Raw genomic sequence first — 17,422 nt, 5'->3', positions numbered from 1 at the left:
GATCAGGACCTCGCGGCATGCAGCCGATTGAAAGCCTCGTTCACTTCGGCGAAGGCTTGAGCATCCGCTTCGGTGTAAGGCATGGGCAGGACGCTGTAAGTCCAAGTCATATTTGCCTTGGAAGCACCTGCGATTACCACGTAATCACCTTCAGTCGCCCCAGGTGTGTAGACGCCGGTGGCAGGGTCGATTACACCGCTGCCCAACACCTTGAACCACACCGTCTGATCAGGTGGCAGCTCCTCCTCCCCGTCCCAGCCCGAAACAGCCAAGGTCAACTTCAGTGCACCGCCCGCTTCCAGCTTGACCTTGAGGGAGGCCGCCATCGCGGACCACGCCGTAATGACATCAATGTTCTCCGTGCGACCTGCGCCGGAAACCTGCACCTGATCCAGTTGCAGTAACCTGTCTTGTCCGCTGCCGGGGGTTTCGGGTTTGTATGGCGCTACGTAGACCTTGCAGTTCTTGCCCTTGGGGATCTCCAGCTCGTCATACTCGGCAGCTGTCGGATCTCGCAATTCGCCTTTGAAGTTCGCGCCTTTGTTCCATTCGAGCACCGTATCGATACTTCCACCTTCAAGCACATAGCGCTGCGGCGTTTGATCGGAATAGCGCGCACTGAGCAGGTTCGGCCTGACGGCCACCGCCTTGGGTACGATGGTCAATTGGGCGCTGCTGCTGTTCTCGCCTGCGGTGGCGGTGACGATGACGTTGCGGAATGTGCCAGGGATCTTGTCCGCGGCGGGCGCCTTGTACAGGCCATCGATGACTTCGCCGACCAGTGTTTTATCGGTAGCGCCATTGTCGGCAGCCTTGACGGTCCAGGAAACGGCTTCCTGAGGTTTGGGGTTGAGTGTGAACTTCTGCTGCCCACCGGCGACGAGGGCCTTGTCGAGCGGATCGATTGCGAAAGAGGTGAGCGTGGGGGCCAGCTCGCCCAACATGGAAACATCGCCTGGGATGTTGAGCGTGTCGGCTACGGAGCGCTGGCCGTTGCGGAAGAGCAGGCCGTTCAGGCGCAAGAGATCGATGACTTCTACACGTCCAGATATTTGTTCAAACACATCTTCTAGCCTTTTTTTCGCAATCGACTCCACTTCAGCTGAGCAACTGCGCACAATATCATCTACTCCCTCTATACCTGAAGCTGCATATACTTCAGCCTGCACAGTAACGTCTCCTTTCTGGACAGAGACCACCCCATCTTTATGAAGAACAGATATGGGACACTCAGCCAGAAAATCCACCCCTAGGGCTGTCCATGCCTCCCAGGGCTCGCCCGCGACTTGGCCAAAGATACGCACCCAATCTTCCATCAAGCCCTTCAAAACCCATCGGCAAACCAGCTGATTTCCGGAAAACTTAACCTCAAACTCCCCGGCATGGTATGGGGCAAATCCAACTTGGACCACCGTCTGAGAATTTAATTTTTTGGGAATGTAGAAACTGTCTACGCCAAACGACGCGCCAGCCGCCTTCTCTATAAATTTATCTTCTCCATAGTGGAATCTCATATTATCACCCGAGTAGCCGCGCACATCCTTGAACAGCCCCTCAACTACCTGCCTGGCCCACACCTCATGGGAAAGGACCAAATTCATAGAGTATCCGCCATCATCATCGGCACGCGATGGCAGCATATAGGCCATATCCTTGTCTGCTGAGGGAAAGTCCCCGTTGGTATCACCATTAAATGCCACACCAACAATAATCGCACCTTCTTCCTGCTCGGCCTGATCGGTACTGGGTACTGCTTCACCCGCCCTAGCTAAAGAATGGGTACGCACCCTGAAAGAAGTCGGGTTCAAAGCGCCCTCAATGGGCTTCAGTGTGTTCAGCTCCCACACCTGCTCGCCTCTGTCAGGGGCGTTGAATTTTTCCTGAATCAGCTCTCCCAGTTTGATATTCAGCTCTTTCCATTGGCTGACTTCGAAGTAATAGCCATCGCTGCTTGAGAGGTCCAGCACCACCCGCCCATCCTTGTCCACGACTCCGCCGGCGCCTTCGTTGAGCTTGATGTTCATCTTCACCCGCGGCGCTGTCAGCGGGTCGAGGTTCGAGATGCCCACCAGGCTCGCCTGGCTTGCCCCTGGTTCACGACTCCATTCGGTGAGCTTGCCACTCACCACTGGCATGGTCAGCGCAGCCATCGAACTGCCGATGTTCGCGTTCTCGAACGACAGGACCGGTGCACCGAAAGTAAAGTTGGACAAGCGCGTGAACTTACCGTTTTCTGTCTCCTTTTCTCCGGAGACGGGCTCGATCCAGGCACCCTTTTCCTCACGCAGAATATGTTCCTGCATCAACAGCCGATTGGCTTTCTCACGATCATAGATCAGCAAGCCCCCCCAACCTTTAGTGCGAGGTTCCTTACCCATGTATGTCAAATAGTCACGCAGTGTTGGCCTGGCCATGTAAATTCTCCTGGTAATTTAATGCGCACCCACAGGGCTGTGCACATGATGATCAAACGATGAATGCTCGCCGACACCTTATTGGCGTAGTGTCAGCGAATACGGTTTGAAGGCAAAGAAGTGCTTGCCACCGTTAAAACTCACGCGCGCACTCAGGGTGAAGGGGTTGTTCAACTTCAACTTCCTCAGATCATTCTTCGCTTCACCACCAGCAGCATTGACGAGATGCTGGTTTTCGACAGGTACCACAAGCCCATCAGGTAGGCCCTTGTTCTCGATAGTGAAATTAGCGATATAGTCGAAGGCTTTACCCGTTGCGCCGCGCCCCAACCCACTTACACGGACCCTGTCATTTATAGCCATACCCTCATATTTAATGGTCGTGCGAAAATCGTTAGTGCCCAACTTGCCCAGGTCGATTTCATTGGCATCTGTCAGGCCCTCAATCCTGGGGGCTGCCAATTCGTCCAGACGTCCAGACACGCGTCGTCGCGGCCGCTCTAACATATCAATACCTCCACACCACGCGCACCTGAGCCCATTGATTGAATGACAGGTACCCGCGCCAAATAAAATAAAGGATGGCCATGAAGTGCAACACAGCAGTGTCTTTGGCACTCCCTGCTCGCTCCGAATCACATGCCTGGCCATTATTAATGCAGCGCGGAAACGCCAACAACTAGCAGAATTGACAGGTAGCCAGCGCCCCAGCGGTGAAGGTTGCCCCCCGCGTACCTGTCAGTTTTACCAGGTGCGCTGGCATACTTTTTTTCGTAGCCTTCGGTACAGGCTAAGTCGTTCTGAGGGCTGTATACCCAGACCATTGCTCTGCCGCCATTGCGTACAAGTGAAACATTCAAGGTCAGCGACAACGGGCCTGGCAAACCGCCTGTAATCGCTGAAAGAAAGCTGGAAAGCTTCCACTTTCATAACATCAGCAAGAACTAATGCTGGAGAGCTAAAAACCGATAACAGTCACGTTGCCCAGCGCAGCAGATGAATATTGGGACTTAAGAAACCTGGCCCTCTCGGCCAATTGCCAGTACTGCGCCCCAACGGCGCATGCTATCCCCCTTGGCCAGGGTATTGAGCAGGTCTTGCTTGGAATTGGTAAACATGATCAGGCCCTCGCGGCATGCAGCCGATTGAAAGCCTCGTTCACTTCGGCGAAGGCTTGAGCATCCGCTTCGGTGTAAGGCATGGGCAGGACGCTGTAGGTCCAAGTCATATTTGCCTTGGAAGCACCTGCGATTACCACGTAATCACCTTCAGTCGCCCCAGGTGTGTAGACGCCGGTGGCAGGGTCGATTACACCGCTGCCCAACACCTTGAACCACACCGTCTGATCAGGTGGCAGCTCCTCCTCCCCGTCCCAGCCCGAAACAGCCAAGGTCAACTTCAGTGCACCGCCCGCTTCCAGCTTGACCTTGAGGGAGGCCGCCATCGCGGACCACGCCGTAATGACATCAATGTTCTCCGTGCGACCTGCGCCGGAAACCTGCACCTGATCCAGTTGCAGTAACCTGTCTTGTCCGCTGCCGGGGGTTTCAGGTTTGTATGGCGCTACGTAGACCTTGCAGTTCTTGTCCTTGGGAATCAGCAGCTCGTCATACTCGGCAGCTGTCGGATCTCGCAATTCGCCTTTGAAGTTCGCGCCTTTGTTCCATTCGAGCACCGCATCAATACCTCCACCTTCAAGCACATAGGGTTGCGGCTTGTCCTTGGTGGAAAAGCGCGCACTGAGCAGGTTCGGCCTGACGGCCACCGCCTTGGGTACGATGGTCAATTGGGCGCTGCTGCTGTTCTCGCCTGCGGTGGCGGTGACGATGACGTTGCGGAATGTGCCAGGGATCTTGTCCGCGGCGGGCGCCTTGTACAGGCCATCGATGACTTCGCCGACCAGTGTTTTATCGGTAGCGCCATTGTCGGCAGCCTTGACGGTCCAGGAAACGGCTTCCTGAGGTTTGGGGTTCAGTGTGAACTTCTGCTGCCCACCGGCGACGAGGGCCTTGTCGAGCGGATCAATTGCGAAGGAGGTGAGCGTGGGGGCCAGCTCGCCCAACATGGAAACATCGCCTGGGATGTTGAGTGTATCGGCTACGGAGCGCTGACCATTGCGGAAGAGCAGGCCGTTCAGGCGGAGGAGGTCGATGACCTCTATATTTCCGGCTATGCCTATGAGCATCTTCTCCAACGTGTCATGAATGTTAGCTTTCAGCGTGTCTACCATTCGACTTAAAAGCATTTTTGCCAAGATGTCTGCATTTTTATTAAGCCCAAATTCGGTTGTGAGCTCAACCTCTTCTTTTTTAAGCGTCAGCACCCCATCTACAAGCTCTACCCGCATATTGCAAACCGCCGAAATATTTATATCGACCGGTATAGCTTCCACACGCGGCCACTGCATACCGAGCCCAAATGTTGTAACCTGCCCAGCATCATATGTGCCGGCCACTGTCCATCTCAGTTGCAGCCCACCCGCCACAGACTCATAACTCAGCACACCCCAACTGGAACGCATAAAGACTGCAAGAATTATGTATAAAAGATCACCTACGTTTTCATCACGCCGCGAAACATCTATGTCGAGCTCAACCGCCCCACCAACGGCACTCACCGCAAAGCCATTAGCATCATACTTAAACTCAAGATCACCAGGAACAATGCCCGGCGACTTCAATATCGTTTCTACTAATGCTTTCTCCATCCACGTCTTGTGGTTCAAAACCACACTCATCGAGTAAGACTCTCCATCTTCTCGTGAAGGTAACAGATAAGCCATATCGCTATCTGCCGACGGAAAGTCTCCATTCTTATCACCATTGAATGCCACCCCAACAATAACCGCGCCATCTTCCAGATCGGCCTGGTTGGTACTGGGCACTGCCGCCCCTGCCTTGGCCAGGGAATGGGTACGCACCCTGAAGGAGGTGGGGTTCAAAGCGCCCTCAACGGGCTTCAGTGTGTTCAGCTCCCACACCTGCTCGCCTCTGTCAGGGTCGTTGAATTTTGCCTGAATCAGCTCTCCCAGTTTGATATTGAGCTCTTTCCATTGGCTGACTTCGAAGTAATAGCCAGTGCTGTTTGAGAGGTCCAGCACCACCCGCCCATCCTTGTCCACGACTCCGCCGGCGCCTTCGTTGAGCTTGATGTTCATCTTCACCCGCGGCGCTGTCAGCGGGTCGAGGTTCGAGATGCCCACCAGGCTAGCCTGGCTTGCCCCTGGTTCACGACTCCATTCGGTGAGCTTGCCACTCACCACAGGCATGGTCAGCGCAGCCATCGAACTGCCGATGTTCGCGTTCTCGAACGACAGGACCGGTGCACCGAAAGTAAAGTTGGACAAGCGCGTGAACTTACCGTTTTCTGTCTCCTTTTCTCCGGAGACGGGCTCGATCCAGGCACCCTTTTCCTCACGCAGAATATGTTCCTGCATCAACAGGCGATTGGCTTTCTCACGATCATAGACCAGCAAGGCCCCCCAACCTTTAGTGCGAGGTTCCTTACCCATGTATGTCAAATAGTCACGCAGTGTTGGCCTGGCCATGTAAATTCTCCTGGTATTTTAATGCGCACCCACAGGGCTGTGCACATGATGATCAATCGATGAATGCTCGCCGACACCTTATTGGCGTAGTGTCAGCGAATACGGTTTGAAGGCAAAGAAGTGTTTGCCACCGTTAAAACTCACGCGCGCACTCAGGGTGAAGGGGTTGTTCAACGCCAACCTCCTCAGATCATCCTTCTGCAGCCGCTCGACAACCCCATTTCTCGCTTCATCGGCGGTAACGGCTTTCGCCTCCCTGACGATGACACGAACGGTTCGCCCTGCTACATTATCGCCTGACATCTCAATGGTCAGTAACTGCCCCTCGGCCGCGAACTTCCAAGTATCCAGATTCAAGTTGGCCCACCCTTCTTCGGGCACTTTCCCCAACGACAAACCGTCCGAGTCGGCATACTGACATTTCACCGACGGGTAGGCATCCGTTGCCATGGGTTTTATACGCAACTTGTAACCTGTCGATTGAATATAGTCGCCCCCTCGGTGCAACCGATAGAACACTTCGAATTGCTGACTGAAATCCTTTTCGCCTTGCCCCATATTGGCCGGGATATATGCCGCAGGGATCAGGAAGCGCAATGGATTTGCTTCAGACACCGGTTCCTTGGCGACGTACTGGCCAAACGACGTTAGCCCACACCAATGCACCTGGGGTACTTCACCCTCCAGTACATCTGCTGCAGGAACATTGACATAGACACCACTTGCCGACTCGCCTGCCAGTATGTAACCCGTGTTTGGCAGGCCATCGGTTTCGGCCCGGTCAATCTTGGGAGCAGCCGGAATGCGCGCACGGTCCACATCCACTTCCAGCACCTGCGAGCGCAACCCAGCACCTTGCCGACCATACAGGTATGAAACCCTTACCTTGGCACTCTGGCTCTCGGCCAGCAGGTCCTGACTGACCAGGAAGGTGATAGTGTCCGAGGCCCGTGTGCTTGGGTCCACGCGCGAAGACGGCAGCCACTGTCGCCCCCCGCCAGGCACCGACCACAGCATGACGATGTAGTCCGAGTCGGCGATGCCTGGGTACTCGGGCAGCTTGAGCAGCAGACCATCGGGGTATTTGCTGGGATCCAGCAGATCGCCTTCGGTATAACCTTCAATCACCGGTTTATCGAGATAGCCCGGCAGGGTACTGACAGAATCAACTGTCAGCCGTTGTACCGGAGAAGCCAGTTGCCCGCCGTCAACGAAATCGATGGTGTAAGACGCCTCCACATAGCCAGGGTCGATCCAGTCGAAGAAGTTCTTGCCAACCACATCACTAATGGCCTGTTTGTCGAAGTGGCTCTTGCCAACTTCAACTTCCCGTTCCCACGTGTCATCCTCGAAGCCATCGTCCTCATAGCCCACGACCCTCAAGGTAACCTTGTCGCCTTCGCGCATGGCCTGGTAGCGGGGCACCATCATTGTCAGCCCGTTACTCGGCAGCTTGTCTGGCTGGATAATCAGCCCGTGCGACTGGACAGCTTGCAGCACAGACAGCATTTCACCTGGTGCACGCGGCCTGAGCCCGATGGAGCACACCTCACGCAACGACTCAGCCTGTTGAGGCGTGCCGGGTTCGAAGACGTAGGAATAGAACGCTTCACCACCAGCAGCATTGACGAGATGCCGGTTTTCGATAGGTACCACAAGCCCATCAGGCAGGTCCTTGTTCTCGACAGTGAAATTAGCGATATAGTCGAAGGCTTTACCCGTTGCGCCGCGCCCCAACCAACTTACGCGGACCCTGTCATTTATAGCCATACCCTCATATTTAACGATCGTGCGCAAATCGTTAGTGCCCAACTTGCCCAGGTCGATTTCATTGGCATCTGTCAGGCCCTCAATCCTGGGGGCTGCTAATTCGTCCAGACGTCCAGACACGCGTCGTCGCGGCCGCTCTAACATATCAAAACCTCCACACCACGCGCACCTGAGCCCATTAATTGAATGACAGGTACCCGCGCCAAAATAAAATAACGGATGGCCATGAAGTGCAACACAGCAGTGTCTGTGGCACTCCCTGCTCGCTCCGAATCAACATGCCTGGCCATTATTAATGCAGCGCGGAAACGCCAACAACTAGCAGAATTGACAGGTAGCCAGCGCCCCAGCGGTGAAGCTTGCCCCCGCGTACCTGTCAGTTTTACCAGGTGCGCCGGCATACTTTTTTTCGTAGCCTTCGGTACAGGCTAAGTCGTTCTAATACTCGCAATGCCTGGCGCTGACCCTCTTCAGGTAGCACTCAAGCACCGTAAGTAAGCCGGGCGTGTTGCGCGCTTGCGGGGTGGCTGCGCAGGCGCGTTTCGTTCCGAGGCTGCGGCATGTACAGCACACCAACCACTCAGGATCCAAGACCATGGCAACCACATCGAATGCGTTTAATTTTTCCAGTTTCATGCAAAGCAGTGTCGACCCACGCACGGGGCTGTATACCCAGACCATTGCGCTGCCGCCATTAAACGCCAATGACCTGTGCGGCCCAGACATTCCCTTGCAACTCAATTTCAACCCGATGAACAGTAAAAATACCGGTTTTGGCATTGGCTGGAACCTGAAGCTCAGCCATTACAATCACGTCACCGGGATGCTGGAGCTGCATACAGGTGAAACATTCAAGGTCAGCGACAACGGGCCTGGCAAACCGCCTGTAATCGCTGAAAGAAAGCTGGAAAGCTTCCACTTTCATAACATCAGCAAGAACGGCAGGACGCGCTTTCGCATCGCTCACAAGTCGGGTTTGAGCGAAATACTGGAACCGCAAAGCAGCGACCCCGACGTGGCGGTTACGGTGCGCGTTACCAACGCCTCCGGGCACGGAGTAACGGTCAAGTACAACACCGATGCCGAGCAACCCCGCCTGGCGCTGATCAGCGATGATAGCCGCCGAACGCTACTCGAATTCGACTATTCATTATCGGACCGGGTGAGCATGACGAGTAACCCGGGCACCCGCGACAGCGCACGGTATACGCTAATGCTCGAGAGCGAAAAACTGATAAAAGTCACCCTGCCCAGCGCAGCCGATGAATATTGGGACTTAAGATACCTGGCGCATGAGCAAGGCAGCGGCAATGACAAAGTGACCCTTCAGTTTCTCGACCGCATAAAAAACCCTGACGGTGGCGTGGAAGAGATAACGTACAAAAGGGATGGCCACCGCTACCCGGGTATCAACCGCACACTGCCCTGCGTCGAAAAACATGTGGTCATGCCGGACCCACTTGATGCCAGCACCCACATCAGCACTCACTACAGGTTTTCAAGCAATAACTTCCTTGGCAATAATACTGGCCTCATTTACGGAGACGACGGCACGGATCAATTGTACCGGTATGCCGGTTTCAATTATGCGTACACCTCGACTGCCGAACACTACCTCGGCAGCAGCATTCTGCGTACCGTTGTCAGCACCTTCAACCGCTTTCATCTGATGACCGAACAAAGTACCACTGAGCAAGGCTGCATCGAAACGATCGCAACGAAATATCACGAAATAGAAAACCGGTCATTTCAAGACCAGCCCGCCTACTTCCAGTTACCGAATATTGTCACCAAAAGTTGGCGCATGGACGGCGCCCCGGAACCGGGTGATTACGAGCAAACCCTCACTACTTACGATCTTTTCGGCAACTTGCTGACGGAGCATAAACCCGACGGTTCGCGCATGGAGCGTAGCTATTACCCTGGTTCCAGTGACCCGGAAGGCTTTGTCCGTAACCTCAAGTCCGCCACGCTTTACCCAGCCGAAACCGACGATCCGAAAGCGCCGAAAGCGCAGATCGTGAGCAACCTGTATCAATACATCGAGCTACCAGCCATTCCCCAAACCAACATCGACCCGAGCCTGCCAGACCTGCCAAACTGGTTGGCACTGGAACAGGAGGACATGTTCGAGGGCACGGTAGACAGCGGTACTCTGCTCAACCGTAAAACGCGCCACTACCTGAACAAAACCGACACCCCCTTCCTGCATGGCCGGCTCGATGAGCAAACTTTGCTGGTCAATGACAGCGAATCCCGCAGCAGCTGGAAGTATGAGAAGGTCAAGGATGACGAGGGCCTGCAGACCTGGAGCCAAAGTACTGAAACCTTCACCGACCATACCCACACCCTGCAGAAGAAAACGGCCAGCACCCATGCCTTGCATACCGGCCAGCTGGTCCTGGAGCAGGACACCAATGGCGTGTACACACGCTATCGTTACGATCTGCTAGGGCGCGTCATCGAGCAAACCGTCAGCCCTGGCAGCCCATTTGCCACGACACGCACGACGGTCTACAAATTGCTCGAGGATGAAGGCAAGCGACGCGCCTGCGAGGAAACCACCGACAGCAAAGGCGTTGTTACCCGTATCGTTTACGACGGCAGCCGCCGCCCAATCAGGGAGAAGCGCACAGCCAGGCACCCCGTCAGCGGCAAGGTCATCACGCGCACCGTCGCCGAACTGCGCTATGACTCTGCCGGGCGCCTGACCAGCGAAACCAGCTTTGACTACCTGCCAGCGAAGGATAGCTCGCAAGACGATCGCGAGCTGAAGCTGGAAAGCAGATATGCCTACGATGGTTGGCGGCAACGCTGCGAAGTGCTTCGCCCAGACGGGGTCAAGGAGCGCGTGAAGGCATCGCCGCTCGAGGCCGGAGGCCAGCTGATCACCCAATGGATCGAAAGCCCGGATGTACCGGGGCGGCAACAACTCACGATCTCTAAGCTGAACCGCTTCGGCAAGCCGGTCTATGAATACCGCCAGGTGGAAGCGCCAGGCAAACCTGCAGTTCAGGTCGGGCGCAGTGACTACACCTATGACGGACTTGGTCGCTGCACTAGCGAGACCAAGACCATCAGGGACCCTAACGACAGCAGCCAGGTTATCACCCGCACCAGCGAGTTCCGTTACGACGCGCTGAGCCGTATGGTCAGCAATCAGCGGCCGAATGGCTCGATCTTGATACGCACATTCGCCAGCCATAGCCTGGGTGAACTGGTTACCCTGTTACGACTGAAAGTGAGTGCCAGCGCACCTGAACAGCTCCTTTACGAGCGAGCGTTCGACGGGCTGGGCCGGCTGAGCCGCCTAATAGTCGGCACTCGTAAGGAGCAGTACACCTATCGCGGCACTACCCAACTGGTCGAAACGCGTACGGCGTTCCGTACGGCGTTCCGTGTGGACACGACGGGCAAAGGCAAGCGCAAACGTGTCATTCGCTACGACTACCAGCCGGAACTGACCGAGCAGCCGAGCAAGCTGACAGCCACGGTGGAAGAGGATGGCAGCCTGCTGAGCACCACGCAAGCCGACTTCGGCTACGACGACAAGACTGCGGATATCACCGATGCTAGCAATACCCTTGGCACGCGCAAATATAAGTACACCGATCAAGGTGACGTGGCCGAAGAGCATTGGCTCGAGCCTGGCGGCACGCCTTACAGTACGTTCTACCAGCAGTCCTGGCAGGGCCTGCCGTTGCAGCGCAAGCACAGCGATGGCCAGCCGTGCGAATACCATTATGACGAGCTGGGCCGGATCAGCAGCGTTATCCAGGGGCCGCTGAAGTCGACCCTGAAGTACAACGACATTGGTTTGCTGGCGTCGACCGAAACCCGCGACACGACCAACCCCGACCCGTTACAGCAACCCGTTACCCTGTGCAGCCAGTACTATGATGCCCTGGGAAGGGAAACCAGCCGTACGTTGAGTGCCAACGGCAAGGCGCAGACCCTCACCCAGGTGTGGCTGGATAATGACATGCTGCATTCGCGCACCCTCGAGCGCGATGGCCGGCACATACGTAAAGAAACATTCGAATACGACACGCTTGGCCGCCTGACGAAGTACGACTGCCCGGACTCAACCGCCGAAGGTGTCGCCAATGAACGACTGATCAAGACCCAGCTGTTCAGTTTCGACGACGTGGACAATATCAAGCGCTGCCGAACAACGTTCGCTGATGGGCAGCGCAACGATGCAACCTTCACCTATGCCAGCGATGACCTCTACCGCCTGGACAAGGTCAAGCACACGCTGCCACCGGCTGGCTGCCCTGCCGAGCAGTCATTCGACTATGACGAACTGGGCAACATGCTCAACGATGAATGTGGAAACGAACTGTATTACGACAGTTTCGGGCGCTTGCACCAGGTGCTGGATGGCACTGGCAAACTCAAGGCACAGTATGGCTATGACGGGCATGACCAACTGATTTACTCAGGTACTGACAGCGATAAACGGCAACGACGCTACCTGGGCTATAGCCTGGACAGCATGCTTGAAGACGGCCTGTTGACGCACTACCTGCACACAGCCGGCGAGCCCCGCGCAGAATACCAGGTGGATGTTGCCAGGCAGGGCGCAGCAGGGCCTGCCACCCTGCTGCTCACCGACCATGCAGGCAGTGTGGTCGGCGAATGCGCAGAACAATCCACCCGCCACGCATGCTACACACCCTACGGCGAACAACTGCCCGAGGACAGCGCGCAACAACTGCGCAGCTTGTTGGCATTCAACGGCGAGGCCCGCGAATATGCCCTGGGCTGGTACCTGCTGGGCAGTGGCTACCGGGCCTACAACCCGTGCCTGATGCGCTTCCACAGCCCGGATTCGTTACCCCCCGAAGCGTCAGGCATCAACCCGTATGTGTATGCGTTGGGCAACCCGGTGTACTGGCGCGACCCCACCGGCCACCGCAGCCAAGCGGTTACGCGCGGCCGCGAGGCGCCGGTGGAGCGCATCGTCGAGGATAAACCCAATGTGCCTTGGTACGCCTGGATCGGTGTGGTCGCCGCCGCCGCCATCTTCGTGGCATCGGCCATCGCCATGCCATGGACGGCACCGGCGACCATCGGCCTCACTACCAGCTACGTGGTGGGCGTGGTGGGGGTGGCCGCCAATGGCGTCGCTGCGGTGATGCAGGGCGTGGCGACCGCCATGATGTATGAAAAACCAGAGCTGTCGAATGCGTTTTTCTACGTCAGTACGGCATTCAGCGTCGTTGGTATGTTTGCGGGCGGGTATGGGGCAGCGGCGACGAAGGCGGCGGTGCGGGGGGCGAAGGCAACTGCAAGTTCAGCCGGTGCGAGTGCAAGTTCAGCCGGTGCGAGTGCAAATTCGGCGACAAGCGCGAGCCAAAGCATGCTGGGCGGGAGTTCAACATGGAGCATCAGCTCGCGGACTCTGGGCCAACCCCGATCGCCGACCCGAATCTGGCGGAGTGCCCCTTGGCTGGAATCAATGCCCAACACCAGCAACGCAAGCAGGACCACGTTGTCTCGTAGCACCAGCATGACCGGATCTTCTGCCGGGATAGACGCAAGCACGCAGACCATGCAACCTAATGGAGGCGGGAAATACTTTGGTGCAGTGCCATTCAAATCCGAGACAATCAATACCATCTATAGCGTAAAAGCCGCACCGCCCCCACCCGTGAAAATCTCACCTTGGGGGGAGACAGTAATGGGAAAGAACAAGGGGCGTATCTACGAACTAGTAGATGGTCGCTTCAAGCCAATGTAAGTCTTCAGCTTTAGGGGCCTTGAGTACCCGCTGTAGAAATGCAGTGGGTACTTTCTGACCCTGCACGCCAGCCATTCAATGAGTTGTCCATCCACCATTGCCGACTCTTCCTACATCCCCGACACCCACTACCCACCTAACCTGCCCCCGCCTGTAAACCGTGACCCAGCAACCCCCGCTGCCTTCACGCCACTCCAAATCTCGCACCAGGCGCCCACCACGAGCCCCTTGGTGCATCGTCCGTCGGCGCCGCCCAGGACACGCTCATGCTCCAGCTCGACCGGCGCAGGCTCTTGCCGTTGCGCGCGCACTCCGCCCCGCTGCCGCCGCTGCTTGGCGGCTGCCTGGCTCTGGCCCTGGCCAGCCCGGCTTTGGCCGAACAACCCGACATTACCTTCCAGGCCGGCTTCATGCGCCAGGCCCCCGGCCAGTCCGCCGAGGCCGGCACATTGGCTTTGCGCAAGCTGGCCGCGCAAGCGAAATTGCCTCCCGGGCGCTACCGGGTTCAGCTCACGCTCAACTTCGACACGTTGCCGGAACAGGAAATCGACTTCGTCGAAGCCACTGACGGCAAGGGCCTGCAAGCCTGCCTCACGGCCGACCTGCTGCGCAGCCTGAACCTGCGCGAACAAGCCCTGGAAGCCCCACTGCCCGACGACGAGCGCTGCCTGGACCTGGCCCAGCTACTGCCGCAGGCCAGCGCCGACTTCAATGCCGCGCAGTTGCACCTGGCGCTGTCGATCCCGCAGATCGCCCTGCGCCAGGACCGCTCGGGCAGCATCCCCGAACAACGCTGGAGCAATGGCATCAATGCCGCGTTCATCAACTACCAGGCCTCGGCCCAGCACAGCAGCCAACGCGACGGCCGCAACAGCAGCAGCCAGGACCTCTATCTGAACAGCGGCATCAACCTGGGCGCCTGGCGCCTGCGCAGCAAGCAGGCCTTGCGCCAGGAGCCCGACGGCGCGCGCCAGTGGACGCGCAGCGATACCTATGCCCAGCGCGACCTGCCCGGCCTGAACGCCAACCTGACCCTGGGCGAAACCTTCACCAACAGCGAGATGTTCCGCAGCGTGCGCTTCACCGGTGCGCAACTGGCCTCGGACAGCGGCATGCTGCCCGACACCCTGCAGCAATATGCCCCGGTGATCCGTGGCGTCGCGCAGAGCCGCGCCAAGGTCGAAGTGCTGCACAACGGCTACCCCATCTACGCCACCTACGTGGCCCCCGGCCCGTATGCCATTGATGACCTGAGCGTAGGCTCGAGCAACGGCGAGCTGGAAGTGGTCATCACCGAAGCCGATGGCCAGGTACGTCGCTTCACCCAGCCCTACTCGACCATGGGCAGCCTGCTGCGCGAGGGCATCTGGCGTTACAGCGCCACCGCTGGCCGCTACGAAGGCGCAGAACAACTGGATAACCCGGCATTCTGGCAGGCCACTCTGGCGCGTGGTGGTGCCTGGGACACCACCCTCTACGGTGGTCTGCTTTCCAGCGAGTACTACAACGCCAGCGTGCTGGGCCTGGCCCGCGACTTCGGCAGCCTCGGGGCACTGTCGTTCGATGTCACCCGCGCCAACAGCGACCTGGGCCATGAACTGGGCAAAGTCCAGGGCCACAGCTTTAGCCTGCGCTACGGCAAAAGTTTCCAGACGCGCACCAACCTGCGCTTCGCCGGCTACCGCTACTCGACCCAGGGTTACCGCGACTTCGACGAAGCCGTTCAGCAGCGCAGCAACGCTAGCGACTACCGAGGCAACCGACGCAGCCGCCTGGAGGCCTCGGTTTACCAGAACGTCGGCGACAGCAGCTCGCTGAGCCTGACCTTTTCCCAGGATACCTACTGGCAAACCAGCCATGAGCGCCGCCAGTACCAACTGCAGTACAACACCCGCCTGGGCAAGGTGGGGGTCAACCTGTTCGCCACCCAGGCCCTGACCTCAAGCAGCAGCGATAACCGCACCTTCGGCCTCAGCCTGAGCCTGCCACTGGACTTCGGCCGCCAGCAGCGGGCCAGCTTCGACCTGCGCCATGACAATGGCAGCTATAGCGAACGCGCCAGCTTGAACGGCGCCTTGCTGGACAACCAGCTCAGCTACAACACCGCACTGACCCACGATGACCACGGGCGCAAGAGTGCCGCACTGTCCATGGCCTACCAAGGCAGCCGGGCCAGTGTCGGCATGGGCTATACCGAAGCCAGCGAATATCGCAGCCTGTCACTGAACGCCAGCGGCGCCGTGCTGCTGCATGGCGACGGCGTAGCGTTCGGCAGCCACCTGGGCGAAACCACCGCGCTGGTGCATGTGCCCGACGTGCCAGGTGTCGGCGTGCAAAATTCCCCGGCAACGCGCACCGATGCCCAGGGCTATGCGTTGATACCGTACCTGCGCCCCTATCGGCTCAACGCCCTGGTGCTGCAAACCGACGACCTTTCACCCGAAGTGGTGATTGGCAATGCCAGCCAGCAAGTCGTGCCACGGCGTGGCGCGGTAGTGAAAGCCACTTTCAATGCCGAGCATGTATCACGCTTGGTGCTGACACTGTTGCAGGCCAATGGCCAACCGGTGCCGTTCGGTGCCCAAGTGGTCGATGCCGATGGCGAAACACTGGGCGTGGTTGGCCAGGCGGGCCAAGCCCTGGTGTCAACCCGCAAGGCAGGTCGCCAACACATTCAGGTGCTTTGGGGCGGGGCCGCAGACAACACCTGCCAGCTCGACATCGACCCGCAGGCACTCGACCACGAGGGCGGCTACCGCCTTGAAACCTTGCATTGCCCCCTTTCCGTATCGGGCAGCAACACCCCCCAGCCCGATGAAAACGCCCAGGAAACGCTTTGATGAACATGTTCAGACCCACTTTCAAGCGCGGCTTGCGTTTTGCCGCCTGCAGCCTGGCACTAGGGTTGCTCTCTACTGCCGCACAAGCACGCTGCGCATTCGAGCCGGGCGCCACCTATTTCACCTACGAACGTGACATCGGCACGTTCTGGGTACCACGCGACGCCCCCGCGGGCACCGTCATCGGCACTGCCCGGATGGATGTAACAAGCAATGAAGGCGCCGTCATCCACTGTTTCTGGGACGCCGCCGACATACCCACCGCCGAGCTAACGCCCAGTACCGCGCCGGTATTTCCTGGCAGCCTGCCACCTGTCAGGGGCCGGAACGTCGACGGCCATATCATGCAGACCAGCGTAACAGGGGTGGGCGTGCACTTTGAACTGTTCGAGCCATACGATGGTTCTGCTCAAAACACCTTCAAGCCAGACAATGGCCGGCCAACTATCCCTTATGCCGGTACCATGCATAGCTCGGGGCCGTTCCCCATACGGATCTCCAGAATATTCGGCCAGGTATCGCTGATAAAGACCGGACCGATCCCGCCAGGCCCCCAGCGTATCGATGACGAAATGTTCAGCGGTTCCATTCATCATTTGGGCAAGGTCATGGAATATCGGCTGAAGGCATCGGTCACCCAGGCGCAATGCTCGCTGAGAGCCGATGCCGTCAGCGCCGACCCGGTACAACTGGGCGACGACTACACACTTGAAGACTTCACGGGACCCGGCACCACCACCAGACCCATTCCCTTCCATATCACCCTCAGTGACTGCGAAGATGCCAGCGCCCCCAGCCCCGGCACTGCCAACGTCCATATCGAACTGGATGGCATTAATGGCTCAACGCCCACGGTACCTTCCGAGGGGCGCTTCAGCCTGACCAGCGCCTCGGACGCCGAGGGGGTCGAAATCCAGCTGCTACGCGGTGATGGTGTGACTCCCATGCCTCTGCAATCGGATGAGCGCATGAAACCCGTGGAGATCGGCATCACTCGCCTGGACTTCTACGCGCGCTACTACCAGAGCGCGCCCGTGGTCAAGCCAGGCTTGGCCGAGGGGGCATTGAGCTTTACCGTGAGCTACAAATGACAGGCAAAAAAAAG

7 protein-coding genes are annotated in these 17,422 nt (G+C 57.8%); 3 read left to right on the top strand and 4 right to left on the bottom strand.

What is annotated here, in order from left to right; translation table 11 throughout:
* Positions 1 to 2: 2 nt before the first annotated feature.
* From ACI2KG_RS20975 to ACI2KG_RS20960, 4 genes are all read right to left on the bottom strand, one after another.
* On the bottom strand, positions 3 to 2,342 hold the full coding sequence (locus ACI2KG_RS20975; protein ID WP_404663137.1) for a hypothetical protein: 2,340 nt from the start codon (positions 2,340 to 2,342) through the stop codon (positions 3 to 5).
* Between the two features lie 150 nt (positions 2,343 to 2,492).
* A complete protein-coding gene (locus ACI2KG_RS20970) occupies positions 2,493 to 2,897 on the bottom strand; it encodes a hypothetical protein (RefSeq protein WP_404663136.1) in 405 nt (134 codons plus the stop codon).
* 637 nt (positions 2,898 to 3,534) lie between these two features.
* Positions 3,535 to 5,961 carry a hypothetical protein gene (locus tag ACI2KG_RS20965; protein WP_404663135.1) on the bottom strand — a complete coding sequence of 809 codons (2,427 nt, stop codon included), beginning with the start codon at positions 5,959 to 5,961 and terminating at the stop codon, positions 3,535 to 3,537.
* Positions 5,962 to 6,039: 78 nt separating this feature from the next.
* On the bottom strand, positions 6,040 to 7,851 hold the full coding sequence (locus ACI2KG_RS20960; RefSeq protein ID WP_404663134.1) for a hypothetical protein: 1,812 nt from the start codon (positions 7,849 to 7,851) through the stop codon (positions 6,040 to 6,042).
* A gap of 475 nt (positions 7,852 to 8,326) precedes the next feature.
* Between ACI2KG_RS20960 and ACI2KG_RS20955 the strand changes: the two genes are divergently transcribed.
* The 3 genes from ACI2KG_RS20955 to ACI2KG_RS20945 all read left to right on the top strand — a co-directional run bounded on the left by ACI2KG_RS20955 (position 8,327) and on the right by ACI2KG_RS20945 (position 17,408).
* Positions 8,327 to 13,477 carry an RHS repeat-associated core domain-containing protein gene (locus ACI2KG_RS20955; RefSeq protein WP_404663133.1) on the top strand — a complete coding sequence of 1,717 codons (5,151 nt, stop codon included), beginning with the start codon at positions 8,327 to 8,329 and terminating at the stop codon, positions 13,475 to 13,477.
* 266 nt (positions 13,478 to 13,743) lie between these two features.
* Complete coding sequence (locus ACI2KG_RS20950; RefSeq protein ID WP_404663132.1) at positions 13,744 to 16,317, top strand: fimbria/pilus outer membrane usher protein; 2,574 nt, start codon at positions 13,744 to 13,746, stop codon at positions 16,315 to 16,317.
* The gene (locus ACI2KG_RS20945; protein ID WP_404663131.1) at positions 16,317 to 17,408 is read left to right on the top strand and encodes a fimbrial protein; all 1,092 of its coding nucleotides are present in this window, start codon (positions 16,317 to 16,319) and stop codon (positions 17,406 to 17,408) included. Before ACI2KG_RS20950 ends, ACI2KG_RS20945 begins: the two co-directional genes overlap by 1 nt.
* The last annotated feature ends 14 nt before the right edge of the window (positions 17,409 to 17,422 follow it).

This window comes from Pseudomonas sp. NPDC089407 (assembly GCF_044900445.1).
In the GTDB taxonomy this organism is placed as follows: domain Bacteria; phylum Pseudomonadota; class Gammaproteobacteria; order Pseudomonadales; family Pseudomonadaceae; genus Aquipseudomonas.
Note: the sequence above shows the minus strand (reverse complement) of the source record. Positions and strands in the feature narration are given on the sequence as shown.

Excerpts from the sequence above, each read along its gene's own strand:
- ACI2KG_RS20965 (WP_404663135.1), bottom strand. The coding sequence starts at position 5,961 with ATGGCCAGGCCAACACTGCGTGACTATTTGACATACATGGGTAAGGAA.
- ACI2KG_RS20955 (WP_404663133.1), top strand. The coding sequence starts at position 8,327 with ATGGCAACCACATCGAATGCGTTTAATTTTTCCAGTTTCATGCAAAGC.
- ACI2KG_RS20950 (WP_404663132.1), top strand. The coding sequence starts at position 13,744 with ATGCTCCAGCTCGACCGGCGCAGGCTCTTGCCGTTGCGCGCGCACTCC.
- ACI2KG_RS20945 (WP_404663131.1), top strand. The coding sequence starts at position 16,317 with ATGAACATGTTCAGACCCACTTTCAAGCGCGGCTTGCGTTTTGCCGCC.